The organism is Cyclobacterium sp. 1_MG-2023 (assembly GCF_030546805.1).
In the GTDB taxonomy this organism is placed as follows: domain Bacteria; phylum Bacteroidota; class Bacteroidia; order Cytophagales; family Cyclobacteriaceae; genus Cyclobacterium.
Genome location: NZ_JAUOPC010000007.1, coordinates 251,968 through 271,709 on the forward strand (window position 1 = coordinate 251,968; position 19,742 = coordinate 271,709).

Annotated in this window: 13 protein-coding genes; 6 read left to right on the forward strand and 7 right to left on the reverse strand. The window is 40.3% G+C overall.

The features are described from left to right. Positions 1-91: 91 nt before the first annotated feature. The 3 genes from Q4534_RS13485 (at position 92) to Q4534_RS13495 (ending at position 4,847) form a co-directional block, all read left to right on the forward strand. A complete protein-coding gene (locus tag Q4534_RS13485) occupies positions 92-2,671 on the forward strand; it encodes a cation-translocating P-type ATPase (RefSeq protein WP_303613669.1) in 2,580 nt (859 codons plus the stop codon). Between the two features lie 182 nt (positions 2,672-2,853). Further along, positions 2,854-3,327: a nuclear transport factor 2 family protein gene (locus Q4534_RS13490; protein WP_303613670.1), complete on the forward strand. Its 474-nt coding sequence runs from the start codon at positions 2,854-2,856 to the stop codon at positions 3,325-3,327. 65 nt (positions 3,328-3,392) lie between these two features. Beyond that, positions 3,393-4,847: a sulfatase-like hydrolase/transferase gene (locus Q4534_RS13495; RefSeq protein ID WP_303613671.1), complete on the forward strand. Its 1,455-nt coding sequence runs from the start codon at positions 3,393-3,395 to the stop codon at positions 4,845-4,847. Between the two features lie 225 nt (positions 4,848-5,072). Here Q4534_RS13495 and Q4534_RS13500 read toward each other — a convergent pair whose 3' ends face one another. From Q4534_RS13500 to clpB, 3 genes are all read right to left on the reverse strand, one after another. Continuing rightward, entirely contained in the window at positions 5,073-6,656 is a 1,584-nt protein-coding gene (locus Q4534_RS13500) for a ThuA domain-containing protein (protein ID WP_303613672.1), read from the reverse strand. A gap of 102 nt (positions 6,657-6,758) precedes the next feature. Next, entirely contained in the window at positions 6,759-8,873 is a 2,115-nt protein-coding gene (locus tag Q4534_RS13505) for a PQQ-binding-like beta-propeller repeat protein (RefSeq protein WP_303613673.1), read from the reverse strand. A 333-nt stretch (positions 8,874-9,206) separates the two neighbouring features. Then, on the reverse strand, positions 9,207-11,822 hold the full coding sequence (clpB, locus tag Q4534_RS13510; RefSeq protein ID WP_303613674.1) for an ATP-dependent chaperone ClpB: 2,616 nt from the start codon (positions 11,820-11,822) through the stop codon (positions 9,207-9,209). 239 nt (positions 11,823-12,061) lie between these two features. Between clpB and Q4534_RS13515 the strand changes: the two genes are divergently transcribed. From Q4534_RS13515 to Q4534_RS13525, 3 genes are all read left to right on the forward strand, one after another. Beyond that, positions 12,062-13,504 (forward strand): sulfatase, encoded by a 1,443-nt coding sequence (locus Q4534_RS13515; protein ID WP_303613675.1) that lies wholly within the window; start codon positions 12,062-12,064, stop codon positions 13,502-13,504. Between the two features lie 138 nt (positions 13,505-13,642). Continuing rightward, positions 13,643-14,692: a 23S rRNA (adenine(2503)-C(2))-methyltransferase RlmN gene (gene rlmN / locus Q4534_RS13520; protein ID WP_303613676.1), complete on the forward strand. Its 1,050-nt coding sequence runs from the start codon at positions 13,643-13,645 to the stop codon at positions 14,690-14,692. A 199-nt stretch (positions 14,693-14,891) separates the two neighbouring features. Beyond that, positions 14,892-15,506, forward strand: a complete 615-nt coding sequence (locus Q4534_RS13525) for a TetR/AcrR family transcriptional regulator (protein ID WP_303613707.1) — start codon at positions 14,892-14,894, stop codon at positions 15,504-15,506. A gap of 14 nt (positions 15,507-15,520) precedes the next feature. Here the strand turns inward: Q4534_RS13525 and Q4534_RS13530 are convergent, their stop codons facing one another. The 4 genes from Q4534_RS13530 to Q4534_RS13545 are packed head-to-tail and all read right to left on the reverse strand — an operon-like array spanning position 15,521 to position 19,528. Beyond that, positions 15,521-16,447 carry a rhomboid family intramembrane serine protease gene (locus Q4534_RS13530; RefSeq protein ID WP_303613677.1) on the reverse strand — a complete coding sequence of 309 codons (927 nt, stop codon included), beginning with the start codon at positions 16,445-16,447 and terminating at the stop codon, positions 15,521-15,523. A 10-nt stretch (positions 16,448-16,457) separates the two neighbouring features. Beyond that, positions 16,458-17,249 (reverse strand): rhomboid family intramembrane serine protease, encoded by a 792-nt coding sequence (locus tag Q4534_RS13535; protein WP_303613678.1) that lies wholly within the window; start codon positions 17,247-17,249, stop codon positions 16,458-16,460. 16 nt (positions 17,250-17,265) lie between these two features. After that, positions 17,266-19,119 carry a DNA mismatch repair endonuclease MutL gene (gene mutL / locus Q4534_RS13540; RefSeq protein ID WP_303613679.1) on the reverse strand — a complete coding sequence of 618 codons (1,854 nt, stop codon included), beginning with the start codon at positions 19,117-19,119 and terminating at the stop codon, positions 17,266-17,268. Further along, entirely contained in the window at positions 19,112-19,528 is a 417-nt protein-coding gene (locus Q4534_RS13545; RefSeq protein WP_303613680.1) for a hypothetical protein, read from the reverse strand. The genes mutL and Q4534_RS13545 overlap by 8 nt, the downstream gene beginning before the upstream one ends. Between the last annotated feature and the right edge of the window lie 214 nt (positions 19,529-19,742).

Genomic DNA, 19,742 nt, shown 5'->3' on the forward strand with positions numbered 1-19,742 from the left:
GGATGATTGACAATTTCTAATTATAATCCTGCGCAAATAAACCCATCCTAAACCAGCATTACTATCTGATCTCTTAATGAAAAACTCGAAGATGAATTACCACAATTTGTCAACTTCAGAAATCTACCAAAAGTTAAATACTTCCAAGGATGGCTTGGACCGCTCAGAAGTAGAAAAGAGGCAGTTAAAATATGGGAAAAACGAACTGGTCCAAAAAAAGAAGATTTCTGTTTTCGGCTTGATATTGCATCAATTTAAAGATGTAATGATCTTTATTTTATTTTTGGCCGCAGCCATTTCCTATTTTGTAGGAGACAGCAAGGACACCATTGTTATTTTAATCATCGTTTTACTGAATGCCCTTATCGGCTTTGTGCAAGAATATCGAGCAGAAAAAGCCATGGAAGCATTGAATAAAATGTCCTCCTTGCATGCCACTATTCGAAGAGCCGGGCACACTATTCAGGTGGCTGCTACAGAAGTTATTCCTGGAGACATTATAATCCTTGAGGCGGGCATGCTTGTACCGGCAGACCTAAGGCTCACAGCATCACATGCTTTGAAGATTGAGGAGGCTTCTCTCACAGGAGAATCTCATGCCGTTAACAAATCCCCGAAAAAAATTACCCTAGAAAACACCTCTTTAGGGGATAGGGTAAATATGGCATATAAAAGCACCGTCATTACCAACGGTAGAGGAGAAGGTGTGGTGGTGGCCACCGGAATGAACACCGAGATAGGCCGAATTGCTCAACTCCTACAAGAAGACAAAGTCAAGACACCCTTGCAAAAGCGGTTGGCCGATTTTGCCAAAAAATTATCTTTCGCCGTTATTGGTATATGCATTGCCCTATTTATTGCCGGCTGGTTACGTGGAGAAGAGCCTGTGCAAATGCTACTCACTGCCATTTCAGTAGCCGTAGCAGCCATTCCTGAAGCTTTGCCGGCAGTTATTACCATTGCTTTGGCTTTAGGAGCAAAGCGCATGGTACGGAAAAATGCCTTGATCAGAAAGTTGCCTGCAGCAGAAACCTTGGGTTCGGTTAGGTATATCTGTACGGACAAAACAGGAACCATTACCCAGAATAAAATGACGGTATCCGATTGCTGGATTTCCCCGGAAATCCAGGGCATCGAAAACCTGGAGGCTGACCAAACAATGCTTTTAGCGATGGAGCTTAATCACGATGTGATTACCGCAGAGCAAAACCAACTCAAGGGAGATCCCACAGAAGTAGCCTTGGTGGAGTATACCCGAAACAACAAGGGCTACAACCCATCTTGGCAAAATGAATTTAAACGTGTTTATGAATTCCCGTTCGATTCTGAAAGAAAAAAAATGACCACGGTCTACCCAATGAATGGAAAATGGATCGTGGTTACGAAAGGGGCTGTAGAAAAACTTCTGGAGATAAGCAAAACTGAAAACAGAGATGAAATCAATACTGTCACCAAAAATTTTGCTGAGCAGGGCAAACGGGTTTTGGCCTATGCTGTCAAGGTAATAGAGAAATTGCCGGAAGAGAAATCAGTAGATAAATTTGAAAGCAATATGCAATTTATTGGCTTGGCAGGCATGATTGACCCACCTCGAAAAGAGGCCATTGAGGCGATTGCCAACTGCCATGCCGCAGGAATTAGGCTTGTTATGCTTACAGGTGATCATCCGGTCACGGCAAAGGCCATAGCCAAAACTACAGGGATTTTACAGGATCCATCCGACAAAATTATCACCGGCACCGCGCTTTCGAAACTTTCAGAACAAGAATTTGAAGACAATCTTGAATCCATCAAGGTTTTTGCCCGGGTATCTCCTGAACAAAAACTAAAAATCGTAAAAGCCTTGCAAAGCAGGGATCATTTCGTGGCCGTAACCGGGGACGGGGTAAATGATGCCCCTGCACTAAAACGTGCAGACATAGGTATCGCCATGGGCATCACCGGCACAGATGTCTCAAAAGAAGCTGCAGATATGATTCTCTTGGATGATAATTTTGCTACTATCATCCATGCCGTCCGTGAAGGTCGTCGTATTTTTGACAACATCCGGAAGTTTGTAAAGTACATCCTAACAGGCAATAGCGGAGAGATCTGGACGATATTTTTAGCTCCTCTTTTTGGTTTGCCCATTCCTTTGATCCCCATTCAGATTTTATGGGTTAATTTAGTCTCTGATGGACTTCCGGCATTGGCTTTTGCCTCCGAGCCGGCAGAAGATGACATTCTAAAAAGACCTCCTAGAAAGGCGGATGAAAGCATCTTTTCAGGAGGAATAGGGGTCCATGTTCTTTGGGTTGGGCTACTAATGGGGGCTGTATGCCTTGGTATTCAGGCTTGGGCCATTCACAATGAAAATTCAAAATGGGCAACGATGGTTTTTACTGTAATTAGCATTTCACAAATGGGACATGCCTTGGCAATTCGTAGTGAAATTAAGTCCTTTTTCACCATGGGCATTTTTGGTAATAGGCATTTAATCATGGCCGTTTTGATTACAATTGGGTTACAGCTGGCAGTAGTATATTTACCTTTCCTACAAAATATTTTCAACACCCAAGCACTTACATTCTCAGAGTTAGCCATTTGCTTGGCGCTTTCAAGTATCGTTTTTTGGTTTGTTGAATTGGAAAAATGGACCAAAAGAAGGAGGAAGAAAAAACTCAAAGGATAATTAGCTCCCAGTCTAAAATTAACCTGAAAACCTTTTTTCTATTATTTCTCGAAAGATAGTTGCTATTTGATAAAGAGATAAAAAAACAAATTGATAAATTCGATTCAGAAGCTTAACTATTTTCTTTAGTAAATATTTGGAAATTCAGTTTCCACCAAAATCCTTTAGGGTAACAAACAAGCATGGACAACAAAGCACTAATGAATAAATTTTACACTTCTTTTATAAAAGGAGACAATAAAGCAATGGGAGAATGTTACCATAAGGACATCCTATTCAAAGACCCTGTCTTCGGTTCTTTAAAGGGAGATCGAGCATTTAAGATGTGGGAAATGTTACTCACTCCAAAAAAAGAAGACCTCAAAATCAGTTTTGATATTGCGCGTGTGTCTGAAAAAAAAGGAAAAGTAAACTGGGTGGCTGAATATCATTTTGGTGAAAAAAAACGAAAAGTAATCAATAATGTTAGTGCTGAATTTAAGTTTAAGGAGGGTAAAATCATCGAACATATCGATACTTTTAACTTATGGGAATGGAGTAAACAAGCCATGGGAACTGTTGGCTACTTGATTGGATGGACACCTTTTATGAAAAAGAAAATTCAAAAATCCACCAATCAAAAACTGGATTATTTTATCTCCGGTAAAAAAGGTTAAGCTTATTGAGACTTACCCATCTGGCATCTTCATTAATAGGCCAATAGGCCCGGAAATACATCCCTATGAAAAATCTAATTCTATTTGGACTACTTCTTTCCCTGATGGGTTGTAACAACAACCGCACTACTACTGTTACCCCCTCTCAACCCAATATCATTTTTATTATGGTGGACGATTTGGGTAAAGAATGGGTCAGTCATTATGGGGCTGAGAATATTTCTACGCCCAATATTGATGCGCTGGCAGCTAGTGGCATGACCTTCCATAATGTCTATTCCATGCCTCAATGCACCCCAACCAGGGTTACCTTACTTACCGGTCAATATCCTTTCAGGCATGGCTGGGTGAATCATTGGGATGTTCCACGATGGGGAGGTGGTGCGCATTTCGATGAGGAAATGAACCCTTCTATAGGCAGGGAAATGCAAAAAGCCGGATACACCACCTGTATCGCAGGCAAATGGCAAATCGATGATTTCAGGGTTGAACCGGATGCCTTGTCCAAAAACGGCTTCGACGAATATTGCATGTGGACCGGTTATGAAACAGGAATTGAAGCCAGTATCAATCGGTATCAAGATCCCTATATTTTCACCAAACAAGGGAGTCATACCTACGAGGGAGAATTTGGGCCGGATGTATTTAAAAATTTCATTATTGATTTTATTGCCACTAATAAAAACAAGCCCATGTTTATTTATTATCCCATGGTCCTCACCCACACCCCATTTGTAAATACACCTTTGGACTCTGCGACGGACAATTTAGGGAAGCATAAAGCCATGGTGAAATACACAGACAAAATTACGGGAGAAATAATCCAGGCCCTGGATGATGCAGGGATCAGGGAAAATACCCTCGTCATTTGGACCACAGACAATGGTACTACAGGAGCTATAACAGGAAAAATAAATGGCCGGATGGTAAAAGGCGGAAAAGCAAAAACAATTGAATCCGGCATCAATGCACCTTTTATTGCCAGCTGGCCAAGTATAATAAAGCCAAACCAAATGTCTGAAGCGCTCATTGACTTTACTGATTATTATCCCACATTTCTGGATTTGGCAGGGGTAGACTTGCAAAAACAACCGTCAGAAAACAACAAAACTTTTAAAATCGATGGTCAGTCCTTTAAAAATGCTTTATTAGAGGGGAAAGAAGCATCCGGCCGAGAATGGATATTGGGAATGGGTGGAGGAAATCATGCTGCACTTACCAAGAATGGCGTTGAAAACCAATACATTTTCCGAGACAGGGTTTTGCGAAACAAAAAATATAAACTCTATATCAACTCAGAAAGGGAGGCCGAATCATTTTTTGATTTGCAGCTGGACCCTGAAGAAAAGGTTAACCTTAAAGACAGCTTAAATTCTGAGGAAAGAAAAAAGAACTTCCAGCAACTTTATGAAGTGATGCAATCATTTCCGCTAAAGGACAATGACCCGATGTATCAAGAGAATCCCGCTCAAGCTTGGGATGTTGCTGTGACCGAGGAAAGTCAAAAATGGAAAAAATAGGACAAAGCTGTAGCAAACGGTCCACAATTAAACCATTAAATATCTTCCTATCCTCTAACCCGGATTATGTAACAGGATTCGTAATGAGTGTTGCAATCGCAAGAAAATCAGACTGTTTGGAGATTTTAGCATAGCACCGCTATGGTGAAATTGAAAACAGCAACGAAGTGGCTGTTTTTAAAGCGATTTCAGCACGTAATAGAATGTCTATTGCATATTTCGGGTTTAATCCTCATTGTCCTTTGCCACCCAATTGATTGCATTGGAAAGTACCATTTGAAACTGCTTAGCGCTAAAAGACTTGGCATCATGCCCCAACAGGGTTTGAAAAACCTTTCCTTTGCCATAGTTGTAAACCCATGCTAATGGTTCTTTCTTTCCTGTTATATTGGATTTGGCCGTTAATAAAGGTTCAATGGACCGATCTCCTTTCTGGTTAAAATACAATTCATCAAAAGTTAAAAAATCCTCAACCCCTGATGTGATCGGATGCTTGTGACTTGAAACCTTAACGGAAAATTCCCCATATTTATCATGGCCGCTGTCTGAGTGGTGATCCCACACTCTACTGACGATATTCCTGTATTCGGGCCAGTCAGAAGCTCCGGCATTGGGGAGAGAGAAGTGAAAAGCACCATTGGCAAAATGCAACACAATCAAGCCCCCTCCTTCTTTCAAGTAATTGACAAAGGATTTTTTTGATCCATCCGACAATGTTTTAGGATCTTCCCAATTGGCATAGTTCAGGATTAATGCATCATAATCTTCAAGATCATATTGAGAGAGATCTTCAATATTCGTAGAAATATCCACATAAAACCCAGTATTCTCTTCAATGATTGACTTTACTTGTAATGAAGTTTGTTGCCATGGGTGGGCAGGGTGATGGTTCCCTGTGAGCAACAATGCTTTTCGGGACTTTTGAAAGAGATGCAGGCTTACTTCCTGATCATTGAAAAATTTAGCCTCCACTCCCTTTTGGGGTACTTCTGCCCCTGATGCCCAAACAATCCCATTGAGCAACATTTTTCTGAAATTATCATTTTCCCAGTTTGAGAAAAAATGACCCATTGTTGTGCTAAATCCTCTCCCTCCGTCTTTCCTTTCTAGGGCCCAAGCTACAGTGTTTCCACTGCCTTTTCTTCCTTCCAACTCAGGCACTTCAGCAATTAGCTGTACACGGTCATCGCCTTCCTGAAACCTGATATTGTAATAATACTCATCTTTCAATACAAAAGGTTCTAGCCCGGACACTATAGGATGATTGGGATTTTGAAAAACAAGTTTACTTTCCATAGTTTTGATGGCAGAAAACCAGTTTCTTTCTCCCAAATCATCTTGCCAATCAAAATAGCCACCTCCCCATTCCAATATTTTTTTACCAAAATGATCTGATGCAAAAGTTGAAAAATGAATCAAGGAAATACCACAGCCCCTATCCATTTGCTTTTGCATTATCTTCATCCGATCACTTGTCATAAATGGCACATCTGAAAACAAGTGGCCATCTCTCCCATCAGTGATAAAAAGTATAAGGTCGGCATTATCTAAAGTTGAAGGCTCCTCCGGCCAGCCATTTAGGTGGATTTCAGAAGTTACCCTTTCAACATTGGACTTGTCCAACATTGTTTTAATAAGCCTTACTGATTTTATGTATTCATGGGATTGAGGGCCATGGCTTTTCGGTCCTGCTATCAAAACAATTTTTTTCGACTGCTCTGTGAAATCAGATTGCATCCCTTTGACTTCAAAAATTAAACAGTTGATAGATAGCAAAAATAAAAGCTGCAATACAATTAATTTATTCATAACGTTATTTGAGTTTTTACTTATTTTTTGAATTAGCTTCTTGGTATTTGGCAGTCAATTTTTAATATGCTTAAAAGATATTCTCTGCAGGAGCTGGTAGAGCTATGGTAATTTATAGGCGATATAGGCATCCCCGGTATGCCCTCCTAATTTACCTCCACCTGTGGCCGGTATCACCACATACTGCTCACCATCTACAGCATATGTACTTGGCGTTGCATAGCCCCCAAATGGCAACTTCTCTTCCCATAATACCTCCCCTGTTTCTTTATCAAATGCCCTTATTTTCTCATCGCGGGTTGCTGCCACAAAGACCAAGCCACCTGCTGTCACTATAGACCCACCAAAATTCTCTGTGCCGGTTATTGGATGCCCTTGTTCTGTAAGCTCCTCATGTTCTCCCAGTGGTACTTTCCATTTTATCTTTCCGGTGGTTAGATCAATGGCGTTCATGGTTCCCCAAGGAGGGGCCGTTGCCGGATAACCATCAGGATCTAAAAATTTATTAAAGCCTAAAGATCTGTATAAGGGTTTGTAATTGGCTTTTTTCTCTCCAGTAAGATTCTCCTGTTCCAGCAAAAAATCAGTCAGCTCGGTTAAAGCCTTTCCTTCGATTTGAGCAAATGAAGGCATGGAATTCTTACCCTCTGTAATAATTTTTTTCAACTCAATGGTATCAAACTTTGAATGCAAGTTCAGTAAGGACGGAAGTTCCCCAAGACCTTCCCTATCAGCACCGTGACAACCCGCACACCCCATTTTTAAATAAACTTTTTCTCCTGAACTAATCTGCTCATCCTCTCTCTTCTCCGCATTAATATCTCGCATCTTTATCACCCAGGCCAATTCATTGGCATTTACAAACAATACATTCTCTTCTTCATCATAGGATCCTCCTCCCCATTCAGCGCCTCCATGGATGCCATAATAAAGAATATTCTTTTCTGATGGAGGGATAAACCAACCTGCATCAGACTCAGAAAAAACGCTTTTTGCAAAAGCTTCTGCTTCCGCAGTCCGTGAGGTCAAATCTTCCTGCGTAACAATTTGTTTCGAAAAAGGCTCAGGCCATCTCACCAATGGCTGACTAGGGTATGCAAATTCTCCTGGGAGGACAGAGGGAGGCACCGGCACTTCTTCCACCTCAGAAAGCATTTCTCCATCCAGCCTATTAAATATCAGCGTATTTCCTGTCTTGGTCAATTGAATTACTGCAGGTATTTTTTTTCCATCTTTGGTGAGTTCAACCAGAATGGGAGCTGCTGGTAAATCTAAATCCCAAAGGTCATGATGAACGGCCTGATAATGCCATAACCTTTCCCCGGATTTTCCATTAAGTGCCACAATAGAATTTCCAAATAGATGCTTTCCTTCATTATCAGGTCGGTAAAAATCATTTTTTGGTTGACCTGTTGAAAAATAAACAAAGCCTCTTTCCTCATCTACAGCCAATCCACCCCATGAGTTTACCCCTGCCCCTGTTTTCCAGAAGCCTGCATCTCCCCAAGTGTCGTGACCGAACTCTCCCGGTTGTGGAATGGTATTGAAAATCCACTCCCTTTCTCCTGTATGAACATTAAAAGCTGAAACATTGGATGGCGAGCTCCAACTTACCCCTCCCAATATCACCAAGTCTTTAAAAACTGTTGGTGCACCGGGTGAAATGATTCCCATCTCCTCTTTGGGTTTTACCAAGCCTTCATTCAGGTCCACCCTTCCGCTATCTCCAAAGGATGCTACTGGAAGCCCTGTTAATCTATCTACAGCATAGAGAAAATGGCCAACCGTATAAATCAACCTTTCTTCTTGTCCTGATCTCCAATAAGCAACCCCTCTATTGATCCCACCAAATTCCTCTCCCGCTCTTGAAGGATTAAACCTCCAAATTTCTTCCCCATTTACAGCGTTAACAGCAATAAGCTCCTGACCGGGCGTGGTCACATACATGATTCCAGATATAATTAACGGGTTGAGCTGAACATTTCCGGATTTATCTCCTGAATGATAGGTCCAAGCGACTTTTAAATTTTCAACATTCTCTTTATTGATTATGTCTAAAGGTGAATATTTTGTTTGTCGCAAATTTCCCCCGGGTTGTTCCCAATCCACATTTTGCTTATTCTGAAGTTCAAAAAAACTAAACCAGCCGAAAAAGTATACCGCCCCGCTTAAAAACAACAGAAGCAAAACTAAACGCAAACCTTTTACATTGTTCATATATAAAATGACTATTGGCTAAATGGGGAATTTACAAGTACTAAACTAGTACAAAATTAAATTTACAATAATTTAAAAAGACACATCACCCTATTCGTAAAATTTTATTTAAAAGCACAGAGCATAATATCTCTTATTTCACCATAAGCTCATTGCCTCCCAAAAGTTAGCAGCCATTTTATATTGATTAGAAAGGGCATTTACTTACCCTCCTTGGCTACCTTGGATGAAGGTCAATCACCGGAATTTACAATGGCTTGGGACTCGTACAAAAAAAACAGCCAACCTGAAAACAGGTTGGCTGTCCAACTAATAAACCCAATAAACCGAACTTTAACTTATCTCAACATGGTCTACATTCTTGAAATAGACCTGTTTTTCTGCATCTAAATCCACCAGTACAGCGCTATCGTTCTTGATGTACCCACTCAAAATCTGTTTGGACAACTCATTTAACACCAAGCGTTGCATGGTTCTTTTTAATGGCCTAGCTCCATACTGAGGATCAAACCCAACTTCCCCTAAATGATCCAGCACATCTTGGGTAGCATCAATTTCGATACCTGATTCTGCCAAGCGTTGCTGAATTTCTCTCCATTGGATATCCACAATTTTCCGAAGGATCTTCCTGTTGAGTGGCTCGAACATGATGGTTTCATCAATTCTATTCAAGAACTCAGGCCGCACAGATTTTTTCAACAAATTAAAAACCTCTTCTTTTGTGCTTTCCAGTACTTCTTCTTTATTGCTCTCGTTCAGGTTCTCAAATCGCTCCTGAATTAAATGAGATCCAATGTTCGTGGTCATGATAATAATGGTATTTTTGAAGTTGGCTATCCTTCCTTTATTGTCGGTAAGCCTACCATCATCTAATACTTGAAGGAGAATATTGAACACATCCGGGTGTGCCTTTTCAATTTCATCCAGCAATACCACGGAATAAGGCTTTCTTCTCACAGCTTCCGTAAGTTGACCACCTTCATCATAGCCTACATATCCTGGAGGCGCTCCAACAAGCCTGCTTACAGCATGTCTTTCTTGGTACTCAGACATGTCGATTCTGACCATTGCATTCTCATCGCTGAATAAGTACTCCGCCAGTGCTTTGGCCAATTCTGTTTTACCAACCCCTGTAGTACCTAAGAAAATAAACGAACCTATAGGGCGTTTTGGATCTTGAAGGCCTGCCCTACTTCTCCTCACTGCATCCGAAAGCGCAGTGATGGCGTCCTTCTGACCTGCAATTCGTTTGCCCAATTCATCTTCCAGGTGAAGTAATTTCTCCCTTTCGCTTTGGATCATTTTAGACAAAGGAATACCCGTCCACTTGCTGACCACAGCAGCAATATCTTCACTATCCACCTCCTCTTTTAGCAAGGTGGAATTTTCTTGCATCTCCTTCAGCTGCTCTTTGAAAGATTCTAATTTTTGCTCGCTCTCTACAATTTTGCCGTAACGGATTTCAGCGACCTTACCGAAATCTCCACCTCTCTCCGCCTGCTCTGCTTCTATTTTAAATTTGTCAATATTCTCTTTCTCTCTTTGGATGCCTTGTATAACGGCTTTTTCACCTTCCCATTTGGCTTTAAGTTCTTGCCTCTTTTCAGTAAGGTCTGCAAGCTCTTTGCTAAGTACACTCTCTTTATCTTTGTTTTTTTCTCGCCTTATGGCCTCCCTTTCAATTTCCAATTGCATGATGCGCCTATTTAGCTCATCTAACTCCTGAGGAAGGGAGTCAATCTCCATCCTTAATTTTGCCGCTGCTTCATCCATCAAATCAATGGCCTTATCCGGCAAATATCGATCCGATATATAGCGTTGTGAAAGTTCCACTGCAGCAATAACCGCATCATCTTTTATCCTAACTCCATGGTGCAATTCATACTTGTCTTTGATACCTCGTAGAATGGAAATGGCATCTGCAGCATCCGGCTCATCCACTACCACTTGTTGGAAACGACGTTCAAGTGCTTTATCCTTTTCTATGTATTTTTGGTATTCTTTCAAAGTTGTCGCTCCAATGGCATGCAACTCTCCTCTTGCCAAAGCGGGTTTTAATAAATTGGCTGCATCCATTGCACCTTCACCTCCACCTCCGGCACCAATAAGGGTATGAATCTCATCAATAAATAAAATTATTTCACCTTCAGCATCAGTTACTTCTTTGATAACTGCTTTAAGTCGTTCCTCAAACTCCCCTTTGTATTTAGCCCCTGCCACCAAGAGCCCCATATCCAATGATATTAGGGTTTTACTCTTTAGGTTTTCTGGCACATCTCCACTTACAATCCTTTGGGCCAAACCTTCCACGATGGCAGTTTTACCTACCCCGGGCTCGCCCAATAGTATCGGGTTATTTTTGGTCCTTCTTGCCAATATTTGCAAGACCCTCCTGATTTCTTCATCTCTACCGATGACAGGATCAATCTTTCCTTTTTTGGCCAGGTCATTTAAATTTTTAGAATATTTTTCTAAGGACCTGTATTTAGATTCTGCGTTTTGATCTGTCACTTTGTTTCCTTTTCTAAGTTCTTTGATAACTTCTATTAATTTTTTTTCATTTAGGCCTTGTCCTTTTAATAGCTGCGCTACTTTCTCAGAACCGGCTAAAATACCTAATAACAAATGCTCCACTGCTACAAATTCATCCCCAAAAGTCTTGAGGTAATTTTTTGCTTTTGTTATTACCTCATTTGTCGCGTTGGATAAATAGGGTTGTTGACCACTTACTTTTGGATATTGACTTATGATTTCATCTAACTTCTGCAGGATCAAACCTGAATTGATCCCTAATTTCTGGAATATAAAATCCGTAACATTGGCATCTACTTGGACAATTCCCTTCAGCAAATGAGCAGGCTCTATAAGCTGCTGTTGCTCAGCGGTACATAGCTCCAAGGCTTTCTGAATCACTTCCTGTGATTTAATAGTAAATTGCTTGAAATCCATTATTGCTCCGGTTTATTTAATTACTAATTGCTTTTCATACCTTATACAAATATGAAACCAAACCGGAATTAAGTAAAAACCCTGAAATTATGTCCGATTTCGAACATAAAACCCATAAAAACCAGACCTTTTGGCAGTTAATGCTACCTTAAATTCGGTAACTGCATTGATATTTAATTTCTCCCCCTTAAAATTTCATTGTATTACCTACCTTTGTAGACCAAACAGCTCGTATCTACATGAAAAATACATACTATTTTCTCCTTTTGGGCTTACTAATTAGCGCTTGCCAAGGAGAAGAAGAAGTTAAACAAAAACCTAATTTTGTCTTTATCCTTGTGGATGACTTGGGTTGGGCCGATGTAAAAGCCAATTATCCGGAGAGTTTTTATGAAACGCCTAACCTGGATCAAATGGCCAAGGAAGGCTTGCGTTTTACCCAAGCCTATGCTGCACATCCGGTATGCAGCCCCACTCGCGCTGCTTTAATGACTGGCATGCACCCCAATAGGCTAGGTATTACTGATTGGATTCCAGGCTATGATAAATTCGAAGAAAGCCGGCCCATCATTACCCCTTCGATTAATAACGAACTCGCTTTGGAAGAAACAACGCTTGCTGAAAAGTTTAAGGACAATGGGTATCAAACCTTTTTTATTGGAAAATGGCACCTGGGAGAAGAGGAGAAGTATTGGCCCGAAAACCAAGGTTTCGATGTGAATATAGGAGGATGGCGCGTAGGAGCTCCACAGCTAAAAAAGGGCATAAGCAACGGTTATTATTCCCCCTACGGCAACCCTAAACTTACTGATGGACCGGAAGGGGAATACCTTACCGACAGATTGACCAACGAAAGTTTACAACTGATTCGTGAAAAAAATAAAGAGCCATTCTTGTTGTACCTTTCCTTTTATAGCGTTCACACCCCTATCCAAGCTGCTCCGAAAAGGCATGACTATTTCCTAGAGAAAAAAGAAAACAGGATTGTATCCGAAGAACAGGCCAAATACAGACAAGAAGGAGAAGGGCAAACAAAATTAATTCAAGACAATGCCGCTTATGCATCTATGGTAGCCGCTATGGATGAAAATGTGGGCAGAATAATGGAGGAGCTTAAGGCGCAAGGTTTGGATGACAACACTTGGGTAATATTGACCAGTGACAATGGGGGACTGTCCACCTTATATGGTGAAGGGGCCCCCACAGCAAACGGCCCTTTAAGAGCCGGTAAAGGCTGGTGCTATGAAGGAGGGATTAGGGTTCCAATGCTGATAAAAGGCCCGGGCATCAAAAATCCGGGAACGGCAACAGACCTCCCTGTCATTAGCATGGATATCTTCCCTACTTTACTCAGTATGGCGGGGGCAGAATTTGAGGAAAAGGATGGAAAGGATCTTTCTCCTTACCTATTGGGAGGGGAAGCACCTGAAAGGGAGCTGCTCTTCTGGCATTACCCTCAATATCATGGAAGTGCATGGAAACCGGGATCTGCAATCAGGCAAGGAAATTGGAAATTAATTCATGATTATGAAAGTGGCAACAACCAATTATTCAATCTGGAAACGGATCCCGGAGAGACGCAAGACATTAGCAATGAATTTCCTGAAAAGACTATTGCACTTGAAGAAAGGTTAATGGAGGAGTTGAATCAAACTGGAGCTAAATTCCCTACCTTTAAATAAGGACAATTGGAGCATAAGAAAAAACTAGGACATCGTACCCATGGCATTTTTTTAGTCAATTGCTTAAACAATACTGTACCATTTGAACCTTTAATGATTAAAGGGCTGTTAATGACAGATTCCAAGTAAATTAATATCATGCAGGCAGAAAAAAAACAAGACATTAGAAAACTGACACTTGAAGAACTTGAAGCCTATTTTCTTTCTGTAGGAGAAAAAAAATTCAGGGCAAAACAAGTTTATGAGTGGCTGTGGAACAAGTCTTTGAAAAACTTTGATGAAATGAGTAATATTTCCAAATCCACCAGGGAAATATTAAAGGAAAATTTCACGATTAACCACATTTTGGTAGACCAGTTTCAGCGGAGTACGGATGGCACCATTAAGAATGCTGTCAAATTATATGATAGCAATATTGTGGAATCTGTGCTCATACCAACATCTAAAAGAATCACTGCCTGCGTATCTTCTCAGGTGGGATGTAGCTTGGATTGTAATTTTTGCGCTACCGCTCGGCTGAAGAGAATGCGTAACCTTAACCCGGATGAAATTTATGATCAGGTAGTAGCCATTCAGGAAGAAGCCAGCTTGTATTTTGATCGCCCGCTTACCAATATTGTTTTCATGGGTATGGGTGAGCCCTTGCTCAATTACCAGAACGTTCTTTCTGCTATTGATAAAATATGTTCTCCGGAAGGTTTAGGCATTTCACCAAGGCGAATAACCTTGTCCACAGTAGGCATTGGAAAGATGATTCGAAAATTGGCAGACGACGAGGTCAAATTCAATTTGGCCCTTTCTTTACACTCTGCCATCAACGAAACCAGAACAAGGCTAATGCCTATCAATGAAACCAACACCGTGGAAGATTTGGCACAGGCATTAAAATACTGGTACAGCAAAACCAAAAGGAAGGTTACCTACGAATATGTCATTTGGGACGGCATCAACGATGACGAAAAGCATGCCCGAGCATTGGCTAAATTCTGTAAACACATCCCTTCCAAGGTAAATATTATCCAATACAACCCTATTGATGAAGGGGAATTCAGACAAGCTTCCCAAGACAAAATTGACTTATACCTTTCCATTTTGGAAGGGTCAGGCATTATCGCCAACGTCAGAAAATCAAGAGGACAAGATATAGACGCAGCTTGTGGTCAGCTGGCAAATAAAAATGAATTGTAAAGGAAAGAAAATAAAACAAAAAACTCGCATCACTAAACTCTCCAAGAGTATTGGGTTTATTTCGATTTGATTATTTTAAATTTTAACCTTAACTTATTGATAATTAACAATAAAAGGTACAATTATTGTTCGAGTTTACAAATTAAAGCAGTTGTTAATAGTAGAAAGAAAATTTCACTCCTTAATTTAAATTATAGTGATGCAACCCAATGAAATTATTGAGAAAACTCTTCCTATAATAAACGAGCAAAACTGCAATCCATTGGAGCTCGAATTAATACTAGAAATAGCTGAGATATCATCCGATGAATTTTCTCAGTACTTTTCTGATATTGATGACTTTCTCGTCAAAGCATTCTTACAGCTATGTGACAGTGCCAATGCTTTGGCTGAAGAAATAGACCAGCCCTCTTTTTCCTTGGAAAAGCTTTTTAGGATTATTGTAAGAATTTTCAAATTACAGACCAGGTACCGCTACCTAATGCTGAATTTAACCAAGCTTATCCAAAGCAACGAAACCGTTAAAGACAAGTATTTGGAGTTAACAGCTCTAAGAAAAGCTCAACTAATTCATTTATTTAGCACCCTAGAAAAGGAAGGCTATTTCTACAAGGAAAAATTTCCGGGTAATTTTGAAAATTTATCGGTTCAAATAATGATGTTGTCGGATTATTGGCTAAGCCATAATTCAGCCGTTTTTGGGCCCAATGACATTCAATTTTCCTACTACAGTAAATTGATATTTTCCACTGTTCTTCCTTATTTGACAGATAGAGGATTAGAGGCTTTTAAAAGTACTTTAGGCTATAAATAGAATTCAAAGGGAATTTAGCTGTCTTTATTGCTAAAATCAAAAAGCTTTCTTTTCTCCTCTTTGGTGAGGTTATCGTAGCCTTTGTCAGCGATTTTATCTAAAATCCTGTCAATTTCTTCTTGTGTACTTCTGCTAGATGAAGCGGTTGATGCGGAACCACCTCTTCCAGCTTTTTTCCTAGTGGATTCTGCATCACGTCTATAGGTTACCTTAACCTTGGGCTTTTGCGAAAATAATTTCTCAAAAAACGTTCCCACCGTCTGAACAGGTTTTCCAATATCTATTCCCTTGTTCAATTGCAGTATGTATACAAATCCCAAGGCTGCTCCTCCTAAATGTGCCAATTCTCCTCCTGCATTGGCACCTGCTGAATTTGCAAAGGCTACCAATACATAAAATATGGCGATATATTTAATTTTTACAGGGCCTAATAAAAGCAAATGAAACTCCGTATCAGGACGCAGCGTGGCCGCAGCCACAACTATGGCATAAACCCCTGCACTTGCTCCAAGCATTAAGGCTCCATCTACTCGGTCACTAAAATAAGGGGCAATGTTATAAAGAATCATATAGAGTAATCCTCCTGCGATTCCACCTAGAATATACAAATTGACTAGCTTTCTACTTCCCAAATACTCCTGAACCAACAAGCCAAACCAATAAAGAAATAGCATATTGAAAATAATATGCAAAAAGCCTTCATGCAAAAACATATAGCTTATGATCGTCCAGGGCTGCATGAGAAACTGAGGAATCGCTGCCGGCATCATAAAAAAAGATATAATTGAGCGATAGGTAGTTTCGGAACCTCCTATAGTTAGGAAGACCCGAAGCACCATCAATACCAAGAAAGCCAGTAAATTTATGGCAATAATCTTGTATAGACCATTGTTTTTATGGTCAAATGCATGCCTGATATGGTACCAAAACCCTCCGTACATTTTTTCTCTTTTAATAAAAACTTTGCCTATCCTTTTTCCAAAAAGTAACCAAGACTGCTCCTATCAATAATCCTGATAGGTGGGCGAAATGGGCTACATTGTCAGTGGGATTCGATACAAATATATTATAAACTGTGTATAGTCCATAGAACAATACAAGGTATTTTGCCCTTATGTGCATTGGTGGGAAAAGCAAAAACAACTGCGTATTGGGGAAGAGCATTCCAAATGCGATCAGAATACCGAATAATGCTCCTGAAGCACCCACCATAGGTATATTAGCTTGTACATCTCTTACGCCCAACATGCTCCTTTTTGCTCTGTCCACAAACTCCGGATTGTCTGCATCCCGACTGTAATCATCGATAAAATCATAAATTACCGGATTAAAATAATGGCTATAGGCAGAGACAAATCGATTGAACTCCTCGGGATCCGGATCCTCAGTAAAGGCTTCGATCTTATTATTCAATTGACCCATATTATAAGCTACATAACCCGAATACAACACCCCGGACCCTACACCACATACCATCCATAAAATAAGCAACTTTTTAGGCCCCAGAAATTGTTCCAATAATGGGCCAAATATAAATAGGCCAAACATATTGCTGAACAAATGCCAGAAATCTGCATGCATAAACATATAGGTCACAAACTGAAAAGGCATGAAATTTTTGCTCTCTATATAATACAAGGCAAAAAGCCCACTCAGTTGTGGAAGAAAAAAGGAAGCGATTACATGCATACCCACCGTAATTAACAATAGGTTTTTCACAATGGGTGTAAGGGCTCTAAACATAAATTCTTATTTTAATTCAGGAATAAAAAAAGCGATCAATTTTATTTAAATCCAACTTAATGAAGGTTTTGCTACCCTCAGGACTATAATTGGGATTTTGACAGGCAAACAATTGCCCTGCGAGATTCTCCATCTCTTGACTCTGAAGTTTATCTCCTCTTTTTATAGAGGTTTTTTTTGCCAGAGACCTGGCAAGATTCTCTTTTTTATTTAATGAGAGTTCATTCTTAAAATGTTTGAATTGCTCCAATAGTTCTTCAAACAACACCTTTTCACTTGTAATATGAATATCGGCAGGCACCCCATTGATCAAAATGGCATGCTGACCAAATTCTGACAACTGGAAACCCAAATCACTGAGCTCTTCTTTCAAATCCATTACCAAGGCAAAATCTGCCGGGCTAAGCCTAATATTCTGGGGAAAGAGACACTGTTGGGATGCTCCCTTGGACTGCTCTAATTGACTGGCATACCGTTCGTAAAGGATTCGCTGATGTGTGGCCTGCTGGTCAAAGATCAATAATCCGGAAGAAGTTTGTGTAACAATATAAGTTTGCTCCACCTGAAAGGTATTTCCACTACCCAAGGCAGGTTTATTTATTTCACTTACAGGCGACGCATCCTTGCTATTAACCTTGCTAGGAAAAGTTTTAAGTTCTTGCTGTCCTGTGTTTCCTCTTTCTGGGTCAAAATTTATGGCCCGTTCCTCATGGTCCTTTTGAAACAGCTGCTCCCAGCCTTTAGAATCTTTATTGGCCATTCCGGGCCCTCTATAAGTCCTGTAATTATTTTCCAGACCTACTTCTTTTCTTTTTTCTGTATCTCTGCTCCAGGTGTCCGTAAAATTTACGTCCAAACTAAAATCGATGGTGGGTACTACATGGTGCGCGCCCAAGGCTTGCTTTACTGCAGCCCGAACCACCCCATAGATGGTTCTTTCATCATCAAATTTGATTTCAGTCTTTGTGGGATGTACATTAATGTCTATGTGCTTTGGATCTATGTCTAAAAACAAAACATAGAATGGATGTTGATCCTGTCCTATTAAAGATTCGAAAGCGGTACTGACAGCATGCCCCAGGTAATTGCTTTTGATAAAGCGATTGTTTACAAAGAAATACTGCTCTCCTCGGGATTTTTTGGCTTGTTCAGGTTTGCCAATATACCCTTGAATATTTATGTGAGGGGATTCTTCCTGACAAACAATCAGCTTATCGCGGTATTGCTTACCAAAAATCCCTACAATTCTTTTACTCAATTTCCCTCCGGCCAATTTAAAGAGCTCCATGTCATTTTGATAAAATGAAAAGGAAATCTTGGGGTATGCCAAAGCTACCCGCTGAAACTCTTCTACCAAGTGCTTGGTCTCTACCGCATTGGATTTGAGAAAATTTCTTCGTGCCGGAACATTGCAAAACAGATTTTTGACTGAAACGGAAGTTCCCCTTTGGTAAACGATGGGTTCTTGTTTTTTAACCGTTGAGCTTTCCACCTGAATTAGCGTTCCCAACTCATCGCCATCGCGTTTGGTTTTTAGTTCCACTTGTGCTACGGCAGCAATAGACGCCATGGCTTCTCCCCTAAAACCGTGTGTCCGTATATTTAAAAGGTCATCTGACTTCTTGATTTTAGAAGTTGCATGCCTTTCAAAACACATCCGGGCATCGGTTAGGGACATGCCAAGCCCATCATCAATCACCTGAATCAAAGACTTCCCGGCATCCTTTATCACCACCTGTATGGATTGGGCTTGGGCATCAATGGCATTTTCCAAAAGCTCTTTCAAGGCTGATGCCGGTCTTTGCACCACTTCCCCAGCAGCTATCTGGTTTGCAATGGCGTCCGGCAACAACTGGATCATATCATTCATCTTTCTTTCTCCCTTTTAGCTTGAAAAGGCCAAACAATAAAGCTCCACCGGTTGCTAAATAAAGCAGGTAATACAGAATTACCGGACCTAGGTAGATGTATCCACCAAAGCCTCCCACTAACAATACAATGATGATCATCCGAATCAATCCTGTATTGTCCATGATATTGGAAGGTTGTTTTTTAATCGGGCTTCCCCCTGTAAAAGACCCCCTAATTCTAGAGGATCCCCCAGAAACATTTCTTTCCAGTATTTGTTGTTCCTCCGGATTTAGCACCCCTTCTATTTCCAAATCCTTCTTGATCATTTCCGTCCTATTTTTAATTTCTTCCTTTACCGGATCGTAATGTCTAGGACTGATATTAAACCTACTTGGCCGGTTTATTCTGAATATGGATGGGAAATTCATAGTATTAAATTTTAATTGTCAACTGCCTTAGGGCGTAAAACATATTAAGTGGGCTTCTATTGGTCTCAACAAAAGTCAAAAAACAACTGAAACCTTCCTTATCTAACTATTGTTTTAAACAAAATATCACCTGTTCATCACTTTTGCATAGGTAGAAGTAGGATATTTATGTAAGTTTGAATTAAACGTTGTGTGTTATCACAAAGTTATTCTT